At 71.4% G+C, this 20,093-nt stretch carries 15 protein-coding genes and 1 tRNA gene; 5 read left to right on the top strand and 11 right to left on the bottom strand.

Going from position 1 to position 20,093, the window contains the following annotated elements:
- Window positions 1-57: 57 nt before the first annotated feature.
- The 9 genes from OO014_RS03315 to OO014_RS03355 form a co-directional block, all read right to left on the bottom strand.
- Window positions 58-1,608: a M28 family metallopeptidase gene (locus tag OO014_RS03315; RefSeq protein WP_272460847.1), complete on the bottom strand. Its 1,551-nt coding sequence runs from the start codon at window positions 1,606-1,608 to the stop codon at window positions 58-60.
- 154 nt (window positions 1,609-1,762) lie between these two features.
- Entirely contained in the window at window positions 1,763-4,051 is a 2,289-nt protein-coding gene (gene katG, locus OO014_RS03320) for a catalase/peroxidase HPI (RefSeq protein ID WP_420485472.1), read from the bottom strand.
- Window positions 4,052-4,108: 57 nt separating this feature from the next.
- Complete coding sequence (locus OO014_RS03325) at window positions 4,109-4,768, bottom strand: potassium channel family protein (RefSeq protein ID WP_272460849.1); 660 nt, start codon at window positions 4,766-4,768, stop codon at window positions 4,109-4,111.
- The gene (locus OO014_RS03330) at window positions 4,758-6,134 is read right to left on the bottom strand and encodes a TrkH family potassium uptake protein (RefSeq protein WP_272460850.1); all 1,377 of its coding nucleotides are present in this window, start codon (window positions 6,132-6,134) and stop codon (window positions 4,758-4,760) included. The genes OO014_RS03325 and OO014_RS03330 overlap by 11 nt, the downstream gene beginning before the upstream one ends.
- Window positions 6,135-6,236: 102 nt before the next feature.
- Entirely contained in the window at window positions 6,237-6,581 is a 345-nt protein-coding gene (locus OO014_RS03335) for a hypothetical protein (RefSeq protein WP_272460851.1), read from the bottom strand.
- Window positions 6,582-6,806: 225 nt separating this feature from the next.
- Window positions 6,807-6,883: transfer RNA gene (locus OO014_RS03340), tRNA-Thr, on the bottom strand.
- Window positions 6,884-7,018: 135 nt separating this feature from the next.
- Entirely contained in the window at window positions 7,019-8,677 is a 1,659-nt protein-coding gene (locus tag OO014_RS03345) for an alpha/beta hydrolase (RefSeq protein WP_272460852.1), read from the bottom strand.
- Complete coding sequence (locus OO014_RS03350; RefSeq protein ID WP_272460853.1) at window positions 8,671-10,386, bottom strand: alpha/beta hydrolase; 1,716 nt, start codon at window positions 10,384-10,386, stop codon at window positions 8,671-8,673. Before OO014_RS03350 ends, OO014_RS03345 begins: the two co-directional genes overlap by 7 nt.
- Complete coding sequence (locus tag OO014_RS03355) at window positions 10,380-11,936, bottom strand: alpha/beta hydrolase (protein WP_272460854.1); 1,557 nt, start codon at window positions 11,934-11,936, stop codon at window positions 10,380-10,382. Before OO014_RS03355 ends, OO014_RS03350 begins: the two co-directional genes overlap by 7 nt.
- 152 nt (window positions 11,937-12,088) lie before the next feature.
- Here OO014_RS03355 and tmk point away from each other — a divergent pair, with 152 nt between their 5' ends.
- Both tmk and OO014_RS03365 read left to right on the top strand, forming a co-directional pair.
- Window positions 12,089-12,757, top strand: coding sequence for a dTMP kinase (gene tmk, locus OO014_RS03360; protein ID WP_272460855.1), 669 nt, complete (start codon window positions 12,089-12,091; stop codon window positions 12,755-12,757).
- Entirely contained in the window at window positions 12,754-13,905 is a 1,152-nt protein-coding gene (locus tag OO014_RS03365) for a DNA polymerase III subunit delta' (RefSeq protein ID WP_272460856.1), read from the top strand. The genes tmk and OO014_RS03365 overlap by 4 nt, the downstream gene beginning before the upstream one ends.
- Window positions 13,906-14,296: 391 nt before the next feature.
- On the opposite strand, the gene OO014_RS03370 is transcribed toward OO014_RS03365, so the two are convergent.
- Window positions 14,297-15,331 carry an aspartate-semialdehyde dehydrogenase gene (locus OO014_RS03370; RefSeq protein ID WP_272460857.1) on the bottom strand — a complete coding sequence of 345 codons (1,035 nt, stop codon included), beginning with the start codon at window positions 15,329-15,331 and terminating at the stop codon, window positions 14,297-14,299.
- A 41-nt stretch (window positions 15,332-15,372) separates the two neighbouring features.
- Entirely contained in the window at window positions 15,373-16,746 is a 1,374-nt protein-coding gene (locus OO014_RS03375; RefSeq protein WP_272460858.1) for a phosphoribosyltransferase family protein, read from the bottom strand.
- Between the two features lie 163 nt (window positions 16,747-16,909).
- On the opposite strand from OO014_RS03375, the gene OO014_RS03380 reads away from it, so the two are divergent.
- From OO014_RS03380 to OO014_RS03390, 3 genes are all read left to right on the top strand, one after another.
- Window positions 16,910-17,746: a tryptophan-rich sensory protein gene (locus tag OO014_RS03380; protein ID WP_272460859.1), complete on the top strand. Its 837-nt coding sequence runs from the start codon at window positions 16,910-16,912 to the stop codon at window positions 17,744-17,746.
- Window positions 17,747-17,759: 13 nt separating this feature from the next.
- The gene (locus OO014_RS03385; RefSeq protein ID WP_272460862.1) at window positions 17,760-19,082 is read left to right on the top strand and encodes an NAD(P)/FAD-dependent oxidoreductase; all 1,323 of its coding nucleotides are present in this window, start codon (window positions 17,760-17,762) and stop codon (window positions 19,080-19,082) included.
- A 215-nt stretch (window positions 19,083-19,297) separates the two neighbouring features.
- On the top strand, window positions 19,298-20,093 hold a 796-nt coding region (locus tag OO014_RS03390), incomplete at its 3' end, for a DUF4397 domain-containing protein (protein ID WP_272460860.1).

Genomic DNA, 20,093 nt, shown 5'->3' on the forward strand with positions numbered 1-20,093 from the left:
CAAGGCAACCCAGCGGCATACGACTCATGGTTGGTGAGTCAGGGATGAGTCACGAGGTCACTCGGTCTCTTCCTCGTGGTCGTGGTCGTCATGCAGGCCACCACCCTCCGTCGTGGTCGTCGTGCCCGAGACCGGGCCCGCCGGGTCAACGAGACCCGCCTTGGCGAAGTCGCGGTTGGCGAAGGTGAGGACCGAGTGGGCGACCGCGTCGCTCATCTCGTCGAGGCCCTTCATGTTGATGTTCGACAGGTTGTCGCAGGCCTGGTGGTAGCAGACGTCGTAGGCGACGCCGGCCTCTCCACCGAAGATCGCTGCCTGCTCAGCCGTCTTGACGCCCTCGGCGCCGGTGAACAGACCACCGGCCGGGATGCCGACACCGATGAACGGCCCGTAGTCCGAACGGCCACTGAACGGCGTCTCCGCGCTGGCCATGCCGGCCTTGGCGAAGTAGTCGTGGAAGACGGCCTCGATCGCGCCGGAACCAGCCGGCCCCTCGGCGGAGACGTCCGTGCCGAAGGCCGAGTTGTCACCGTCGTAGACGAAGCGGACGTAGTTCGGCGAGCCGATCATGTCGAAGTTCAGGTTGAGGCGGATCTTGGCGAGCTCCTCCTCCGACAAGTTGGCGACGTAGTGCCTCGAGCCGAGGAGACCCAGCTCCTCGGCGCCCCACCATGCGAAGCGCAGCTTGCTCTTCGCCTCACGGTCCTGCTGGGCGAAGACCTCCGCGACCTCGAGGATCGTGGCCGAGCCGGACCCGTTGTCGTTGATACCGGCGCCACGGACGACGCTGTCCAGGTGCGCGCCGACGACGACGACGTTGTTGGGGTCGCCCGTCGCGGTCTCCGCGATGACGTTGTATGTCGTCCGGGTCTCGTTGACGCGGTCGACCTTGACACGGGCCGTGGTCGAGGGCTGGGACAGCTCGAGCCCGACCTGAGTCGTCGTGCCGACGACCGGGATCGTGACACCAGGGCCGCCGAGCGTGCCGTTGAGCATGCCGTCGAGGTGGTTGTAGACGACGACGGCGCTCGCGCCCGCCGCCTGTGCGTTGGATCCCTTGGCGAAGAAGGTGCATCCACCACGGGGAATCACCGCGATGTGACCCGCCGGGAAGCCGGCGAAGTCGGCCGGCTCGCACCCGGGCGACGCATCGCCCACGCCGACGACCGTGACAGCGGCCGTGACATCGCCATTGCCGCTGTAGGTCATCGAGGCGAACTCGCTGCCCTCGGAGAAGACCATCGGCGACGGCGACACCCGCTCGAGCTCGGGCAACGTGACGTCCGCGTTGTAGAGGAACTCGAAGGGCTGCACGTCGACGTCGTACCCGACCGCCTCGAGGCGTTCCTGCACGTACGCGACGGACTTGTTGTAGTTCTCGGAACCCGCGATCCGGTTGCCGTCGCCGGCAATCTCGTCCAGGGCCACGAGGTGCTCCTTGATGCCCTGGAGGGTGACCGCCTTCCTGAATCCCTTGCTGATGGCGAAGGCGCCGTCGTCCGACGGCTTTCCGGCCGCGTTGGCCGACGGTGCCAGCGCACTGGCGGCCACGACCCCCGCGACCGCCAGGGTTGCCCCGACACCGATCTTGCGCATGCGACGCTGCATGCCGACTCCCTATCTGTGAACATCGCGGAGCCCGGCGGATCACGCCGGGCACCGCGACGGTGAATTGCCTACTGGCCCGACAGGCGCCGGGCTGCGCACAGACTAGGGGGCGAGACGTCGGGTGGGAAGGTCTTGACCTCAGGACGATTTCGTGTCAGGACAGATCGAAACGATCGAGGTTCATCACCTTGTCCCACGCCGCCACGAAGTCGCGGACGAAGTTCTCGCTCGCATCGTCGGCCGCGTAGACCTCGGCGTATCCCCGCAGCTGCGAGTGGGATCCGAACACGAGGTCGACGGCCGTCGCCGTCCACCGGGTCTCGCCGGTGGCCCGGTCGCGCCCCTCGTAGACGCTCTCGGCGGACTGGGACGTGTGCCACTCGGTGCCCATGTCGAGCAGGTTGACGAAGAAGTCGTTGGTCAGCATTCCCGGCCGGTCGGTGAAGACACCGTGGGAGGTGCCGCCGACGTTGGCCCCGAGTGCGCGCATGCCCCCGATGAGCACCGTCATCTCGGGGGCAGTGAGGCGCAGGAGGTTGGCCCGGTCGAGCAGGAGCGTCTCCGGTGGGAGCTTCTCGCCGGCGCGCAGGTAGCTGCGGAAGCCGTCCGCCTTCGGCTCGAGGACGGCGAACGACTCGACGTCGGTCTGCTCCTGCGAGGCGTCCGTGCGACCCGGGGCGAACGGGACCGTGACGTCATGGCCCGCGTCGCGGGCAGCCCGCTCCACTGCAGCGCAGCCACCGAGGACGATGAGGTCCGCGAGCGAGATGCGTTTGCCGCTCGACTGGGCGTCGTTGAACTCGGCCTGGATGCGCTCGAGGGCCGGCAGGACCGTGTCCAGCCCGCCCAGCTGGTTGACCTCCCAGCTGCGCTGCGGCTCGAGACGGATCCGGGCGCCGTTGGCCCCGCCACGCTTGTCGGTGTCCCGGAAGCTCGCGGCGGCGGCCCAGGCCGTCAGCACGAGCTGCTGGGTGGTCAGCCCACTCTCGAGCAGCGTGGTCTTGAGGCCGGCGACGTCGTCGGCCGAGACGAGCTCGTGGTCGACCGACGGCACCGGGTCCTGCCACAGCTGCGGCTCGGGCACCCAGGGGCCGAGGTAGCGGGTCACCGGGCCCATGTCGCGGTGCAGCAGCTTGTACCAGGCCTTGGCGAAGGCGAGCCGGAACTCCTCGGGGTCCTCGAGGAAGCGGCGGGAGATCTTCTCGTAGTCCGGGTCGACGCGCAGCGCGAGGTCCGAGGTGAGCATTCGCGGCTCACGGCGGGACTGTCCCTCGATGGCGGGAGGGACCATGTCGGAACCGGCGCCGTTCTTGGGCCGCCACTGGTGGGCGCCGGCCGGGGACTCCATCAGCTCCCACTCGTAGGCGAAGAGGATGTGGAAGAACTCGTTGTCCCAGCGCGTCGGGTGGTAGGTCCACGTGACCTCGAGCCCGGACGTGATCGTGTCAGCACCCCTGCCGATGCCGTGGCGGTTCTTCCAGCCGAGGCCGAGGTCCTCGATCGGCGCGCCTTCCGGCTCGGGGCCGACGTTGTCGTCGGCCGGCGCGGCCCCGTGGGTCTTGCCGAAGGTGTGCCCGCCGGCGATGAGGGCGACGGTCTCCTCGTCGTTCATCGCCATCCGGCGGAAGGTCTCGCGGATGTCCCGGGCGGAGGCGAGCGGGTCGGGGTTGCCGTTGGGTCCTTCGGGGTTGACGTAGATGAGACCCATCTGCACCGCGCCGAAGGGGCCGGTCAGCTGCCGGTCGCCGCTGTAGCGCTCGTCGCCGAGCCAGGTGTCCTCCGGCCCCCAGAAGATCTCCTCCGGCTCCCAGATGTCCTCCCGGCCGAAGCCGAAGCCGAACGTCTCGAAACCCATCGACTCGAGCGCGCAGTTGCCGGCGAAGACGAGCAGGTCGGCCCACGACAGGGCTGCGCCGTACTTCTTCTTGACGGGCCAGAGGATGCGCCGGGCCTTGTCGAGGTTGGCGTTGTCGGGCCAGCTGTTGAGCGGGGCGAAGCGCTGCGAGCCGTCGCCTGCCCCGCCCCGGCCGTCCTCGATGCGGTAGGTCCCGGCTGCGTGCCAGCTCATCCGGATGAAGAGCGGTCCGTAGTGGCCGTAGTCGGCCGGCCACCAGTCCTGCGAGGTCGTCATCACCTCGTAGACGTCGCGCTTCAGGGCCTCGACGTCGAGGCCCTGGAAGGCCTCGCTGTAGTGGTAGCCCGCTCCCATCGGGTTGGACACCGGAGTGTGCTGGTGGAGGACCTGGAGGTTGAGCTGGTTGGGCCACCAGTCCTGGTTGGTGCGGGGCCGGTGGGGCGTCGGGGTGGGGGCCTCGATGACCGGGTTCTCGCTCTCGCTGCCGCGTTCAGACACGTCGATCCTCCTGAGGTCGTGGACCTCGCACCTCGAGGTCCGAGTGGGCGCGTCGCCACGCCTCAGTCTGCATGGGCTTGGCGAGGGCATCAACCGCTGTGACCAACCAGTCTCGGTCTCTTTCGCCGACCCTGCAGCGTCCAGCCCTCAGGTGAGGTCGGCGAAGCGCGTCACGTCCCTCGATGCGCCGGAGACGACGATGACGTCGTCCGGCCCGAGCCGCGTCTCGGCGGTGGCATAGCTGAACTGGCCGCCGGCGTGCTTGATGGCCACGACGGTGACCCCGTAGCGCGACCGCACGCCCGCCTCTCCGAGCACGTGGCCGGCGAGGGTCTTGGGGACTCTCGTCTTGATGAAGGCGAAGTCCTCGTCGACCGACAGGAAGTCGAGCATGTGACCCGTGACGAGATGCGCCAGCCGGGCGCCCGCCTCGTGCTCGGGGAGGATGACGTGCTGGGCGCCCATCCGCTTGAGGATGCGGGCGTGCTGCTCGGATGATGCCTTGGCCCAGATCTCCTGGACACCCAGGTCCGCGAGGATGGACGTCGCGAGCACGCTCGCCTCGAGCGCCTCGCCGATGGCGACGACGGCCCGCTCGTAGCCGTCCAGCTCGAGCTGGCTCAGCGCCTCCGGGTCCGTGGCGTCGGCGACGACGACGTTGGGCAGCGTCTCGGAGAAGGTCTGGACGACGTCGGGCCGCCGGTCGATGGCGAGCACGTCGACCTCCCTCGCCGCGAGGGCCGCAGCGAGCGAGCCGCCCATCCGGCCCAGGCCGATCACGACGACGCGAGGTCTCTCAGCCGACAATGGTCCTCTCCTCCGGGAACTCGAAGCGGCGTGGCCTGGTCCGCAGCGCGAGCGACGCCCCCACGGTGAGGGGGCCGAGGCGGCCGACGAACATCAGGACGGTGAGCAGCAGCTGACCGTGGGTGGGCAGGCTCGCGGTGATCCCCGTGGAGAGACCGACAGTGCCGAAGGCCGACACGACCTCGAAGAGCACGACATCGAGGGAGAACGCAGACGTCGACAGGAGCAGCCACGTGGAGACGGCGATGGCGGTGACACCGAAGAAGGCGACCGTGAGTGCCTGGCGCTGCACGTCCGCCGGGACGGTCCGCCGGGAGGCGATCACCTGGCGCTCACCCCGCAGCTCGGCCCACATGATGTAGCCCATCAGCACGAACGTCGTCACCTTGATGCCGCCCGCCGTGCCGGCGCTGCCGGCCCCGATGAACATGAAGACATCGCTGGCGAGGAGGCTCTCCGAGCGCATCTCGCCGATCGGCACGCTGTTGAAGCCAGCGGTTCGCGTGTTGACCGCGTGGAAGAAGCCGGCCAGGAGCTTGCCGGGCCCCGAGAAGGTGCCCATCGTCGCGTCGTTGCCCCACTCGGCGAAGGTGATGACGACCGTGCTGACTCCGAGGAGCGCCGCAGTGGCCGCCACGGTCATCCTGGTGTGGAGGGACCATTCACGCGGGCGGCGCCAGAGGCGCCGCAGCTCCCAGAGCACGGGGAACCCGAGGCCGCCGCAGATGATCGCCCCCGCGATGGTGAGCGAGATGACGGGGTCCAGAGCGAACCGCTCGAGGCTGTCGGCGTAGAGCCCGAAGCCGGCGTTGTTGAAGGCGGACACGGCGTGGAAGACACCGAGGTAGAGCGCTCGGCCGGGGGCCTCGTCGTAGGTGATCAGGAACCGCACGATGAGGATCAGGGCGACGGCAGCCTCAAAGAGCAGGCTCGTGCGGACCACGCCGACGACGACCTCACGGGCGTTCATCGCCACACCGCTGCCACGCCTGGCCTCCGCGCCGGACAGGAGACTGGCCCGGACGCCGATGCGGCGACCGATGAGGACCGCGAGCACCGAGGCCAGCGTCATGATGCCGAGCCCGCCCATCTGGATGAGCACGAGGATGACGCCCTGCCCGAAGCCGGACCAGTAGGTGCCCGTGTCCACGAGCACGAGCCCGGTGACGCACACCGCCGAGGTGGCCGTGAAGAGGGCCGTCACAGGGTCGGTGCTTTCGCCGCTCGCCGCGGCCAGCGGGATCATCAGCAGCGCCGTGCCGCCGAGGATGGCAGCGAGGAACGATGCGACGACAACACGGATCGGGTGGCTCAGTGCCTGCGCCACCCGGGACCATGCGCCGACGGGCGCCTCCATCGAGGCCATGCCAAAACCGTATCCGGCACCCGGGATGACCCTGCTCAGGATGCGTTAAGGCGACGTCAAGATTCGTCCCAACCCCTTACGGCCGTCTCGCGGCGGGCGTGGTCAGTAGCTCGCGGTCGCGATGAGGGTGACGAACCCAACGACAGCCAGCCCCGCCAGGGAGAGCCCGACGACCGACCACCGGCGACCGGGACCGCGCAGACCCAGCAGGCCCGCCCATCCCGCACCCACGACGCCGACGGGCAGCCAGAGGACCCCGAGGATGCGGACCCAGTTGGGCGGGTTGACGTTCGGGAGTGTGAGGGCCCACAACCAGATGAGGGCGGCCACGGCCGCGAAGCCCAGCACGAGAGCCACCAGCCCGATCAGGTCAGCGCGCCGGCCAGCAGCCCGGTCCGGGTCCTGAAGATCTGGTCGGCCAGCTCCCGCGTCTCGTGTTGAAGCCATCACCGCTCCTTTCAGACAGCACGATACTGACCGAGGGGTCAGCTACCCGCCAGGTCCAAAGGTCCCGCGCCGATGACGCTCGCGCAGCGCGGGCGCACCGGCCTGACCTGAGCCGCCCACGGTGACGCGCAGAGCAGGCCGAGTCACCGAACTGAGCCCTTGATCGCTGGATCGGCCGCAACGCGAAACGCCCCCGACCGGAGTCGAGGGCGTCGCTGTCACCACTGGAGCCGCCTATCGGAATCGAACCGATGACCTATTCATTACGAGTGAATCGCTCTGGCCGACTGAGCTAAGGCGGCATGTGCCGAGGCACGGTTGATGAGTATACGCATGGCCCCGGCCGCGTGAGAAATCGTCCGTACCCCTCGTGGAGCGACGCCGAGTTGATGCCACATCGGGACCTCCGGGGTTGCCGATGTGGCATCAGACCGAGGTCACGTAGCCGGGCACTCCGTGCCGTCCCGGGGCGCGAGGCTGCGGGCCAGGTAGTCCTCCACGACCTCGTTGACGCAGGCGTTGCCCATCGCGTAGGCACCGTGCCCCGTGGCGTCGACCGTGACGAGCCGCGAGCCGACCAGCATCTCGGCGAGGTACTCGGTGTCCTCGATCGGCGTCACGGGGTCGTGCTTGTTGCCGATGACGAGGATCGGGGTGGCGGGTTCGGCACCGACCAGCAGGTTGGTGCGCAGCTGCCCCTTCCAACCCGCACACTCCGAGGGCAGCGGCGCCTGGATCCGGGCGAAGAGCGGATGCTCCTCGAAGATCGCGCTACTGGGCGTCAGCTCGGCCCAGGTGCGGACGGGCCAGTCGGCACAGGTCACGGGCAGGTGGCTCTTGCCGTAGGTGGACCCGGGATACGACCCGTCGACGTCGCGTCCGACAGCGACCATGGCGAACCACGCGAGCTCGGTGCCGTCGCCGTCATCGATGGCAGCCTCCAGCGCGTCGACGAGGTAGGGCCACGAAGTCGGGTCGAGCAGCCCCTCCCCGATCGCGGTGACGGCCCAGCCCTCGGTCACCTGGGGCAACGACTCGAAGTCGGTCGGCAGTGGCACGGACTCGAGAGCGTCGAGCAGACCGATGATCGCAGCCTCGGCCTCCTCCGGTGTGTCGCCCAGGACGCAGCGCTTGCCGCACTCCTCGACGAAGTCGGCGAAGAGCGCGTCGAACTCCGCACCCCAGTGGCGGGCGTTGGCGTCCACGTCGCGCTGGGTGACGGTGGAGCTGTCCAGCGCGTCCGGGGAGACGGCCGAGTCGAGCACCATGAGCCCGACCCGGGAGGTGAAGTGGTCGGCGTAGATGGCGCCGATGAGGGTGCCGTAGCTGACGCCGTAGTAGTTGAGCCGCTCGTCGCCGACGGCCTCGCGCAGGATGTCGAGGTCGGCCACGACCGCCTCGGTGCCCATGCGGGCCGCGAGCGCACCGCCGCGGCGCAGGCAGCCCTCCGCACGCTCGGCCGCCGCCTCCTCGAGCAGTTGGCGGCCCTGGGCCGACTGCGGCGTCGGGTCGGCGGCGTACATCGCGTCGAGCTCCTCGTCGGTGAGGCACTCGACGGGGGTCGAGTCCCCGATGCCCCGCGGGTCGAAGCCGACGAGGTCCCACGCGGCGAGCAGGTCGTCACCGAAGAGGTCAGGCTCGCGCACGAAGTCGGTGCCGGAGCCCCCGGGGCCGCCGGGGTTGACGAAGAGGGTGCCCCGCGGCCGGTCCGAGGTCGACGGGAGCCGCCGCAGCGCAAGAGCGATCGTCTCGCCGGCCGGGTCGGCGTGGTCCAGGGGCACGGTGACCCGGGCGCAGTCGAACTGGCGGTCGTCGGTGCAGCGCTTCCACGCGACGCGCTGGGCATAGAAGCGCTCGAGGGCGGCCGGGTTGGGCTCCGGCGTCGCCGTGAAACGGATCTCGCCGTCCGACCCGTTCGTGCCCGTCGCGGACGCCACCGCCGTGGACGTCGGCCGGACGCCCGGTGATGTCGTATGCCGCTGGGCCGGCTTCGCGCCCACGGTCCCTGCCTCGTCGGCGGGCCCCATCGTCGCGAACGCGATGAGGACGGCGAGCACCCCGGCGGCCACCGCGCCACGGCGCAGGACGGTCAGCATGCCCGGTCGGAGGACGGCACAGTCCCCTTGATGAGGTAGCTGTCGACGATGGCATCCACGCACGAGTTACCGGCGTAGTAGGTGCCGTGCCCGTCGCTGTCGCTCGTGACGAGGACCGCCGAGGCGAGGTCCGCGGCGAGCTGCTTGGTGCCCCCGATCGGGGTGGCCGGGTCGCGGAGGTTGCCGATGACCAGGACCGGCGCGGCGCCCTCGGCGAGGGTGTCACCGGAGGGTTGTCGCGGCTCACCCGGCCACGCCGCGCACATGTCGTAGAGCTCGCCGGCGAGGCGCGACCACAAGGGGTGCTCCGCTCGGGCCGCCCGCTGGGCCCTCGACAGGGAGGCGCTGTCGCTGCGCGGCCAGTCGGCACACCGGACCGGGATCATCGCGTGCAGGTAGGAGGAGTCGTCGTAGTCGCCCGAGGCGCTCCGGCCGACGACGTTCATCGCGTAGGCGAGCAGCACGTCGCCCTGCCCCTCGAACGCCTCGGCCAGCCCCTTGTTGAGGATCGGCCACGACTGCTCCGAGTAGAGGCACATGAAGATGGCGAAGCCGAGCCAGCCCTCGCCGATCGAGTCGATGTCCCCACGGGACGTCTCGAGCGGTTGCCGCTCGACGTCGTCGAGCAGATCGGCGATCCGGTCCCGGGCCCCGGCCTCCTCGGTCCCGAGGGCGCAGTCGTCGCGGGCGACGCACCACTCGATGAACGCATCGATCGAAGCCTCGAAGCCCTCGATGTCATAGCCGAGCTTCTGCTCGTCCGTCTGGTTCGGGGAGACGGCCGAGTCGAGGACGAAGCGGCCGACCCGGTCGGGGAAGAGGTCTGCGTAGAGGGCCCCCAGAACAGTGCCGTAGGACACCCCGAAGTAGTTGAGCCGCTCGTCGCCGACGAGGGCCCGCATGACGTCCATGTCCCGGGCCACCTCGGTGGTGCTCATGTGCAGCGCCCGGTCGCCGCCCTCGCGGGCACACCGCTCGGTGATGTCGTCGGTGTCGCGGATGAGCTGGTCCCGCTCCGCCTCGTCGTCCGGCGTCGGGTCGTTCTCGAAGAGGAGATCCATGTCCTCATCGGACAAGCACGCGACCGGGTCGGACGCCCCGATCCCGCGAGGGTCAAAGCCGACGATGTCGTAGGACTCGCGCAGCCGCTTGCTGAAGACGAAGCTGGAGAACTGGGCGTACTCCAGGCCGGACCCGCCCGGGCCGCCCGGGTTGATGATGAGCGTGCCGACCTTCTGCTCCGCTTTCAGCGCCGGCACCTTGCGCAGGGCGAGCTCGAAGGTGTCCCCGTCCGGGTCGGCGTAGTCGACGGGCACCTCGATGCTGGCGCACTGGTGGGCCGGGCTGCCCTGGCACTCCTGCCAGTCGACCTGCTGCGTGTAGAAGGTGGCGAGATCCTCCGGGTGGCCCCCGACCGGCGCGGACGTGGCGCTCGGCCCGGAGCTGGGTGTGTTGCTCACCGCCGGCGTGGCGACCGGACCGGCCACGGGCGGAACCGGCCGCAGGGCACCCCAGGAGAGGAGCCCGACGGCCGTCACCAGGGCCAGCGCGACCACCGCGGCGACCACGGATCGGGCCCGCCGAGCACGACGTGACCCAGCCGCCCGGGGAGGAGGTGGATCCGCGGGACCGAGCCCAGCGGCATACGGCATCGTGGTGTCCTCCGCCTCGGGGAGGTCCTCGGGTCGACGCGGCTCGTCGTTCAGCACGTCAGCCCGTCCTGCGGGACGGTGCCCTTGACGAAGTAGGCGTCGAGGGCGTCGTCGATGCACTGGCTGCCCCGCGTGTAGGCGGTGTGGCCGTCACCGTCGAGCGAGACGAGGACGGCGTTGGCGAGCTGGTCGCGCAGCTGCTTGGACCACTCGTAGATCGTCGCCGGGTCGCGGGTCGTCCCGACGACGACGATGGGGTTGCTCCCCTCCGCGGTGATCCGGTGCGGCGGGTTGTCGCCCTTGACCGGCCAGACACCGCAGGCCAGCGACCCCCAGGCGAGGAACGGGCCCCACGTCGGCGCGACCTCCGCGAAGTCCTTCTCGTAGCCCTCGTAGGTCGCGAGGTCGGGGCTGTCGGGCCGGTCGAGGCAGTTGACGGCGAAGATCGCCTCCATCATGTTGCCGGAGTAGCCCCCGCCGGGCGCCCGGTCCGCATAGCTGTTGGCGAGCGCCATGAGCGAGGCACCGCTGCCGGACTCGGCCTCGCGGATGGCGTCGGTGAGGATGCCCCAGGCGCCCTGGTCGTACATCGCGACGGCCAGCCCGAGCGACCCCCACGCCTCCGTCAGCTCCGGCACCGCCGGGTCCCCGGTGGGGAGGGGGTTCTGGTCGAGGTCGGCGAGGAAGCCGCGGATCCACTCCATGCCGGCGTCGACGGAGCCGCCGAGCGGGCAGTCGCCCTCGCTGACACAGTCCTCCACGTAGGCCCGGGTGGCCAGCTCGAAGCCCCGCGCCTGGCCCTCGGCGAGCTGCGCGCTCGTCAGGTCGGGCGGGACGACGCCGTCGAGGACGAACCGGCCGACGCGTCCGGGGAACAGGTCGGCGTAGGTCGAACCGAGGAAGGTGCCGTAGGACTTGCCGAGGTAGTTGAGGTGGTCGTCGCCGAGGGCGGCCCGCAGGACGTCCATGTCCCTGGCCGCGTCGGCCGTCCCGACGTGGGCGACGAGCTCGGGGTTGTTGCGCTCGCAACCCTCGGCCATGCCGGTCGCTGCCTCGAGCAGTCCGCGCTGCTCAGCCGGGTTGTCGGGCGTGGGGTCGGTGCCGAGGAACTCGTCGAGGTCCTTGTCGTCGAGGCAGTCGATCGGCGCCGACTGTCCGACGCCGCGCGGGTCGAAGCCGACGACGTCGAAGGTGGAGCGCACCGACGGCCCGACGATCTGGTCGGCGGCCGTGGCGTAGTCGACGCCCGAGGCGCCGGGCCCGCCGGGGTTGACGACGAGCGAGCCGAGGCGCTTGCCCTGGTTGCGGGCCGGGACCTTGAGGACCTTGATCTCGATGTCGCCGCCGCTCGGCTTCGCGTAGTCGATCGGCACCGTCAGGTCCGCGCACTGGAACTCGGCGCAGGGCTTCCAGTCGAGCTTCTGGTCGTAGTAGGCCGCGAGCGCGGGCTCGGGGGCGGAGGTCGCGGCGTTGGCCGGGCCCGTCACCGGGACACCCGCCGGCTCGGGCGTCGTGCACGCTGCCACGGTCGCGAGGGCGGCTGCGGCAGCGCTGAGGCGCAGGGCCGTCCGTCGGGCACGAGAAGTGGCGGCGGGGCGAGACGTCATGCCGGAAACCGTAACCTGCCCGGCTGGGACACGCCTGTCCGTATGCCGCTGGGCTCGCTTCATGGGACGGGCTCGCCCTGTGCCCCTTTCGTCGCCGTGCTCCTGTTGTGGCCGGCCGCCTGCTGTCCGCCACGTCGCATAGGCTCGGCTCCGTGACCGAGACCCCCGCCGCGCCGCCGCAGCCCCCTGCGCCGGAGGTGCGCCGGCAGGGCCTCTTCGTGTGCTTCGAGGGTGGCGACGGCGCCGGCAAGTCAACCCAGGTGCAGCTGCTCCTGTCGGCGCTCGAGCGTGCTGGGCGGGACGTCGTCGTGACCCGGCAGCCCGGCGGCACCCCGCTCGGGGCCCGGATCCGCGAGCTGGTCCTGCACGGCGACCACGTGTCCCCGCGAGCGGAGGCGCTGCTCTTCGCCGCCGACAAGGCACACCACGTCGAGGAGCTGATCCGGCCGGCGCTGGCCGCGGGCCGGGTCGTCATCACGGACCGCTACACCGACAGCTCGATCGCCTATCAGGGCGCCGGGCGGGACCTCGGGGCGGGCGAGATCCGCCAGCTCCAGCACTGGGCCGTCGGCGGGGTGCTGCCGGACCTCACTGTCCTGCTCGACGTCAGCCCCGAGATCGGACGAGCTCGGCGCGGCGACGTCCACGACCGGCTGGAGTCGGAGGCCGACGACTTCCACGCCGCGGTCCGGCAGGGCTTCCTCGACCTGGCGGCCCTGGAGCCGGAGCGCTACCTCGTCCTCGACGCGGGGCTTCCTGCCGAGGAGATCCATCGAAGGGTGCTCGCCTGGCTCGAGGACGTCCTGGAGGTGCGGGCATGACGGTCTGGCGCGACCTCGTCGGCCAGGAGCCGACCGTCGAGGTGCTCTCCCACGCGGTGCGCACCGAGGGCGCGATGACGCACGCGTGGCTCTTCACCGGCCCGCCCGGATCGGGTCGCTCCACCGCCGCCCGGGCCTTCGCCGCTGCGCTGCAGTGCCCGCAGGGCGGCTGTGGGGAGTGCCGCGAGTGCCGCACCGCCCTCGACGGGTCGCACGCCGACGTCAAGGTCGTCGCGACCGAGGGCCTGTCGATCCAGGTCCGCGACACCCGCGACCTCGTGCAGGAGTCCGCGCTGCGGCCGTCAGTCGGTCGCTGGCGCGTCATCATCATCGAGGACGCCGACCGTCTCACCGAGCGCGCCGCCGACGCCCTGCTCAAGGCCCTCGAGGAGCCGACGCCCCGCACGGTCTGGATGCTGTGTGCGCCCAGCCTCGAGGACGTCATCATCACGATCCGCTCCCGCTCCCGGCACATCCGGCTGCGCACCCCGCCGGTGCAGGCGGTCGCCGAGCTGCTCGAGCGTCGCGACGGCGTCGACGGCCCGATGGCGCTCCACGCCGCCCGGGCGGCCCAGTCCCACATCGGCCTCGCCCGGAGGCTGGCCCGCGACGAGGGCGCCCGGATCCGCCGGCGCGACGTCATCGCCATGGCGACGAGGATCGTCGGCGTCGGCGACGCCATCGACGCAGCCGCCGACCTCGCCCAGATCGCCGACGAGGAGTCCACCGCGAGCACGGCCGAGCGCGACGCCGCCGAGCGGTCCCGGCTGCTCGAGACGCTCGGTGCGGACCCGACGGCCCGCACCCAGCCGCCGCACATCCGGTCGCAGCTGGCCGCGCTGGAGAAGGAGCAGAAGACCCGCGCCACCCGGCACGCCCGCGACATGGTCGACCGCTCGCTCGTCGACCTGATGTCGGTCTACCGCGACGCGCTCGTGCTGCGGCTCGGCTCGACCGTCGACCTCATCAACCCCGACGCCATGGACAAGGTGCGCGGCCTGTCGGCGGTGTTCTCCGCCGAGCAGCTGCTCGGCTGTCTCGACGCGATCACCGAGGCACGCGACCGGATCAACGCCAACGTGCCGCCCCTCCTCGCGCTCGAGGCGATGGCGCTACAGCTCCGGGTGCCCCGCGACCTCAACCACTGACCTCCCCCGCAACACGCCCGGCGCCTCGCAGCTCCCCCTGTAACTACAGGGTGCGGAGGGCAGGTTCCGGGCGTGTTGCGGGTGGTCGGCGGTTGCTGGTTCCCGGCTGCGGCGCGTCCGTCGAGAAGCGCGCAGTTGTGGTTGGGGTGCGCGTGAGGGCGAGGGGTGCGCGTTACAGCACGCACTTCTGCCCGGCCGGAGCACCGCTGCCAGATGAGCGCAGTTGTCGCCGGCGCCTTGGCCCGCAGACCCGGGCGGCGCCACGGGCCACGCAGGCTGGTCAGGCGCACGCGAAAGCCAGCCCAGCGGCATACGGCAACACGCCCGGCGCCTCGCAACTCCCCCTGTAACTACAGGGTACGAAGGGCAGCTTCCGGGCGTGTTGCGGAAGTCAGCGGCGGGCGAGCAGCTCCTCGGCGATCTGCACGGCGTTGAGGGCCGCGCCCTTGCGCAGGTTGTCGCCGACGACGAAGAGCACGAGCCCCTTGCCCTCGGGAGCCGCCTGGTCCGCGCGCACCCGACCGACGAAGACCTCGTCGCGGCCCGCCGCCTCGAGCGGGTTGGGCACGTCGGTGACGATGACGCCGGGGGCGTTCTTGAGCAGGTCGAGGGCCTCATCGGGCGTGATGTCGCGCTCGAACTCCGCGTGGATCGCGAGGCTGTGCCCGGTGAAGACCGGCACGCGCACGCACGTCCCGCTCACCCGCAGGTCGGGGATGTGCAGGATCTTGCGCGACTCGTTGCGCAGCTTCTGCTCCTCGTCCGTCTCGAGCGAGCCGTCGTCGACGAGCGAGCCCGCGAGCGGCACGACATTGAAGCCGACGGGGACGGCATAGATCTGGGCCTCCGGGACCTCGACCGAGCGCCCGTCGAGGGCCAGGCCGGTCGGGTCGCCCGCGTCGTAGGTGCCGCGCAGCTGCCGGTCGAGCTCCTGCACGCCCTTGCCGCCCGAACCGCTCACCGCCTGGTAGCTCGACACGTGCAACCGGACGAGGCCGGCCTTCTCGTGGAGCGGCTTGAGGACCGGCATCGCGGCCATCGTCGTGCAGTTCGGGTTGGCGACGATGCCCTTGGGGATGTCGCTCAGGTCATCGGCGTTGACCTCGGAGACGACGAGGGGCACCTCGGGGTCCTTGCGCCACGCGCTCGAGTTGTCGATGACCGTTGCACCCGCGGCCGCGACCTTGGGGGCGAGCTCGCGCGACGCCGCGCCGCCGTTGGAGAAGAGCGCGATGTCGATGCCGGAGAAGTCGGCCGTCGCGGAGTCCTCGACGGTGACGTCCTGGCCCTTGAACGGCAGCGTCGTGCCGGCCGACCGGGCCGACGCGAAGAACCGCACCTCATCGACCGGGAAGTCGCGCTCCTCGAGGAGAGCGCGCATGACGCCACCGACCTGACCCGTTGCACCGAAGACACCAACTCGCATGGACCAAGGCTACGCGTCGGCGCGAGGCTGCTCCGACCCGTTCACTCCTCGGGCAGACCTGCGGCGCGGTCGGCGACCGGCAACCCGCCAGCGAGGTGGCGCACGAACCAGTCCCTCGCGTGGCCGGCCGCCTCGGCCAGCGTCCCCGGCTCCTCGAAGAGATGCGTCGCCCCCTCGATGAGGACAAGGCGGCTCTCACACCCGGTCAGCCGGGCCTGCGCCTGACGGTTGAGGTCGATGACGACGTCGTCACGCCCGCCGACGATGAGCAGCGTCGGGGCGCGGACCTGCTGGAGGTGCGCCGCGGCCAGGTCCGGGCGGCCACCCCTGGAGACGACCGCGGCCACCGGCGAGTCCGGGCCGCCGGCGGCCCACAGTGCCGCACCGGCGCCGGTACTCGCCCCGAAGTAGCCGATCCGTGCCGCCGCCGTGTCCGGCCGCTGGGTGAGCCAATGCGTCGCCGCCTCGAGACGCCCGGCGAGCAGCTCGATGTCGAAGACGTTGGCGCGGTCGGCCTCCTCCTCGGAGGTGAGCAGGTCCATCAACAGGGTCCCGAGCCCGGCCTCCTGCAGGACCCGGGCGACATACCGGTTGCGCGGACTGTGGCGGCTGCTGCCGCTGCCGTGGGCGAAGACGACGACCGCGGCAGCCCCTGCCGGCATGGTCAGATGGCCCCCCACGGACACCGCCCCGGTCTGGATGACGACGTCCTCGTCGGTGTCAGCGACCGAACCCAGCGGCCGTTCCGGCCCAGCCGTCTTCGTCGCCGCCCGCCGCCGGGCCCGCTCGAGGTGGTCGGCCACCTCGTCGTCGGTCGTCGGCCGGAAGTCCCGATAGTGCGCGCCGACCGCGTAGAACGACTCCGGCGCGGCGACGTGGACGACCTCGTCCGCCTCGCTCCCCGCCATCAGCTGGCGGACCGACTCCGCGGCCGCGACGGGAACGGCGAGGACGACGCGGACCGCCCCCAGATGGCGGGCGAACCGGCACGCGACCCGAGCGGTGGCACCCGTCGCGATGCCGTCGTCGACGATGACGGCGATCTTGCCCGTCAGGGCGAGTCGCGGCCGGCCCTGCCGGAACCGGGCCACTCTGGCCTCGAGAACTGCACGCTCCCGATGCTCGACGGCCTCGACGTCCGACGGACTCACGCCGACTCGCTCGACCAACGCCGAGTTGAGGAAGCGCACGCCGTCCTCACCGATCGCCCCCATCGCCAGCTCGGGTTGGGACGGGACACCGAGCTTCCGCACGACGATGACGTCGAGCGGCAGGTCCAGCGCCTCGGCAACGACGGCGGCAACCGGGACGCCGCCGCGGGGCAGGCCGAGCACGACGGCGTCCGTGCCACGCAGCTGCTCGAGCCGCTCCGCCAGCTGGGCGCCGGCGTCGGCCCGGTCCCTGAACTCGGCCATGGGGGCCTCCTCCCTCGGGGACGCGTCCGCGCCCCCGCGCCTGTCCCCTCCAGCATCGTCCCCTCCCGCGCCAAGAGCGAGGGGAACAGGCCGATGAGACCGATGAGGGGGCCAGCCGCGGTCGGCCGGAGTGTGACCGTGGCTCGCGGGGTAGGGCCAAGGCATGGCGTCGCAATCCGTCCCCGCATCGGCCCGAGGCTCGTCTCGGACCACGAGCCTCGACCTGACCCCCGTCGACCAGGTGCGGCGCCTCGCGGTGCTGGCCGCGGAGGTGTTCTGCATCCTCGGCACGCTCGTCGGGACCGGGGTGATCGGGCAGCGCGTCGAGGACTCGGCCGGTGGAGCCCTGTCCGACGAGGCCACCCTCATCGCCCCCGCGGGACCGGCCTTCTCCATCTGGACGCCGATCTATGTGGGCCTGCTCGCCTACACCGTCTGGCAGCTCGGGCCGAGGAACACCGCGCGTGACCGGACGCGCGCGACCGGGTGGCTGGCCGCAGCGTCGATGGTCCTCAATGCGACCTGGCTGCTCGTCACCCAGCAGGACTGGATCTGGGCCAGCGTCGTCGTGATCGTCGTGCTGTGGGGCGTGCTCTTCGTCCTCGTCTCCCGCCTGGGTCGGCACCCGGCCAGGGGCTGGGTGGAACGCCTCGTCGTCGACGTGACCTTCGGGCTCTACCTCGGCTGGGTCACCGTCGCCACCGCGGCGAACGTCGCCGCTGCACTGCTTGCCTCCGGCACGGAGCTGGGCGTCCGCACGAACCCGGTGGTCGCGGTCGGGGCGCTCGTCCTCGTCACCGCGGCGGGAGTCTGGCTGGCGGGGCGCCTCGGAGGACGCTGGCCGGTCGCGGCCGCGCTGGCGTGGGGCCTCGCGTGGATCAGCGTCGGCCGCCTCGTCGGCGAGCCGCGATCTGCGCTCACCGGCCTCGGCGCGGCGGTCGGTGCCGCCGTGGTCCTTGCCGCGTCAGCGCTTGCTCGTCGCCGCCGAGAGGCAGGATGAACTCGTGAGCACCATGGACACCGATGTCGTGATCGTCGGCGCCGGCCTGGCTGGCCTCCGATGTGCGGGCCGCCTGCGCGAACTGGGTCAGGAGGTCCTCGTCCTCGAGGCTGCCGACGAGGTCGGCGGCAGGGTCCGGACGGACCTCGTTGACGGCTTCCGGTGCGACCGCGGCTTCCAGGTCCTCAACCCCGCCTACCCGGCCGTGCGGGACTGGGTCGACCTCGCTGCCCTGGACCAGCAGCCGTTTCGCGCCGGAGTGCTCGTGCGCACCGAGGACCGTCTCGCGACGCTGGCCGACCCAGCCCGCGAGCCCGGCCTGCTGACGGCGACGCTGCGTAGCGGGCTGCTCCGACCACTCGAGCTCGCCGCCCTCGCCCGATGGGCGGCCCGCGTGCTCGTCGATCCGCGAGGAGTCATGCGCAGCACCGACACCGACCTCAACACCTCCCTCGACGCGGCGGGCGCTCGCGGCCCGATCCGCCGGGCGGTGCTCGAGCCCTTCATGGCCGGCGTCCTCGCGGACAGCCACGGCCTGTCGTCGGCGAACTTCACCAAGCTGCTCATCCGGATGTTCGCGCTCGGCCGCCCGGGCCTGCCCGCCGACGGCATGAGCGCCCTGCCGCGACAGCTCGCGGCGCCACTCGGTGATCGCGTGCGGCTGGCCGAGCGCGTGCTCGGGGTGAGAGCGGACGACAGGTCCGCCGGGGGTGCATCGGCCGAGCGGAGCGGCGAGGTGTCGGTGCGGTCGGAGTCCGGCACCATCCGGGCCCGCGCCGTCGTCGTCGCCACCGACCCGGTGACGGCCGGCGCCCTCGCGCCGATCCCCGCCCCGGCCATGAAGGGGCTCATCACGTGGTGGTTCGAGGCACCCGAGGCGCCGACGGCCGAGGCCCTGCTGGCCATCGACGGTCGTCGTCGCGCCGGCCACTTCCAGGGCAGCCCTGGCCCCGTGTGGAACACGGCCGTCGTCAGCAACGCGGCCCCCACTTACGCGCCACCCGGTCGGCATCTGGTCCAGGCGACGACGCTGCTCGACCGGCCCGACGGGGACGCCCCCGAGGATGCAGTGCGACGGCACGTGGGCGAGATCCTCGGCTGCGACACCAGCGGCTGGCAGGTCGTCGTGCGCCACCGCATCGACGGGGCACTACCGGCCGTGCCACCGCCGCTCCGGCCGCGGTCGGAGATCTCGCTCGGCCACGGGCTCTTCGTCTGCGGGGACCACCGGGACACGGCCTCCATCCAGGGCGCCCTCGTCTCCGGCAACCGCACGGCCGAGGCGGTGGCCCGTTTCCTCCAATCACCCCCCTCCCCCACTCGAGTGGCCCCGTGATCCACAAGCAGGACCGGCCGCAGGTGTGGACGGTGGGGCCACTCGAGTGAGCGGTCTGCCGGGGAGCGAGCCCAGCGGCATACGGTCGAAGTAAAAAGATTGAAGAATCTTTGTCCAAGGTGCATCCAAGGTTGTGGCTCGGACGGAAGAAGGGGCAAGGACGGCCACCGAGAGCCGTCCCGCAGCACCCCACCTCCGTCCCGGAAGGACCGACCATGAAGATCCTGCGCACCTCCGCCGTCCTCACCCTCGCCCTCGCTCCGGCCGCCTTCGCCGTGCCGGCCCACGCTGCCGAGGAAGCCACCGTGTCCATCCTCCACGGGGTCCCCGGAGCCACCGTCGACGTCTACGCCAACGGCGACTCCCTGCTCACCGACTTCGAGCCCGGGACCCTCACCGACCCGGTCATGCTGCCCGCCGGCGAGTACGACCTGAAGGTCACCGCTGCCGGTGCCGGCGCCGACGGTGACGCCGTCATCGAAGCGAACGACGTCGCCGTTCCGGCAGGGGCCAACATCACCGTGGTCGCACACCTCGACGAGGCCGGCACGCCGGTGCTGACGCCCTTCGTCAACGACACCGCGCCGCTCGACGCCGGTCAGGCACGCATCACGGTGCGCCACACTGCGGCGGCACCCGCCGTCGACGTGCGCGCCAACGGCGACGTCGCCTTCGAAGGGCTGAGCAACCCCGACGAGGTCAAGACCGACCTGCCCGCGGGAACGATCTCCGCCGACGTCGTGCTCGCCGGCACCGACACCGTGGCGCTCGGCCCGGCCGACGTCGAGCTCAAGGAGGGGACGAACACCATCGTCTACGCCTGGGGCAGCGCCGAGGACAACAACCTCGAGCTCGCGGTGCAGGTCGTCGATGGAATGCACTCCTCACCGAGCGGCGTCCCGGCCGGGGGCGGGACCGGGACGACGAACGACGCGGCCCGCTACGCGCTCATCGGCGGCACCGCGGCCCTGGCTGGCGGCATTGTCCTGATCAGCCGGCGGCGTGCGACGT

The sequence above is a fragment of the Intrasporangium calvum genome, from assembly GCF_028446585.1.
Classification (GTDB): Bacteria; Actinomycetota; Actinomycetes; order Actinomycetales; family Dermatophilaceae; genus Intrasporangium; species Intrasporangium calvum_A.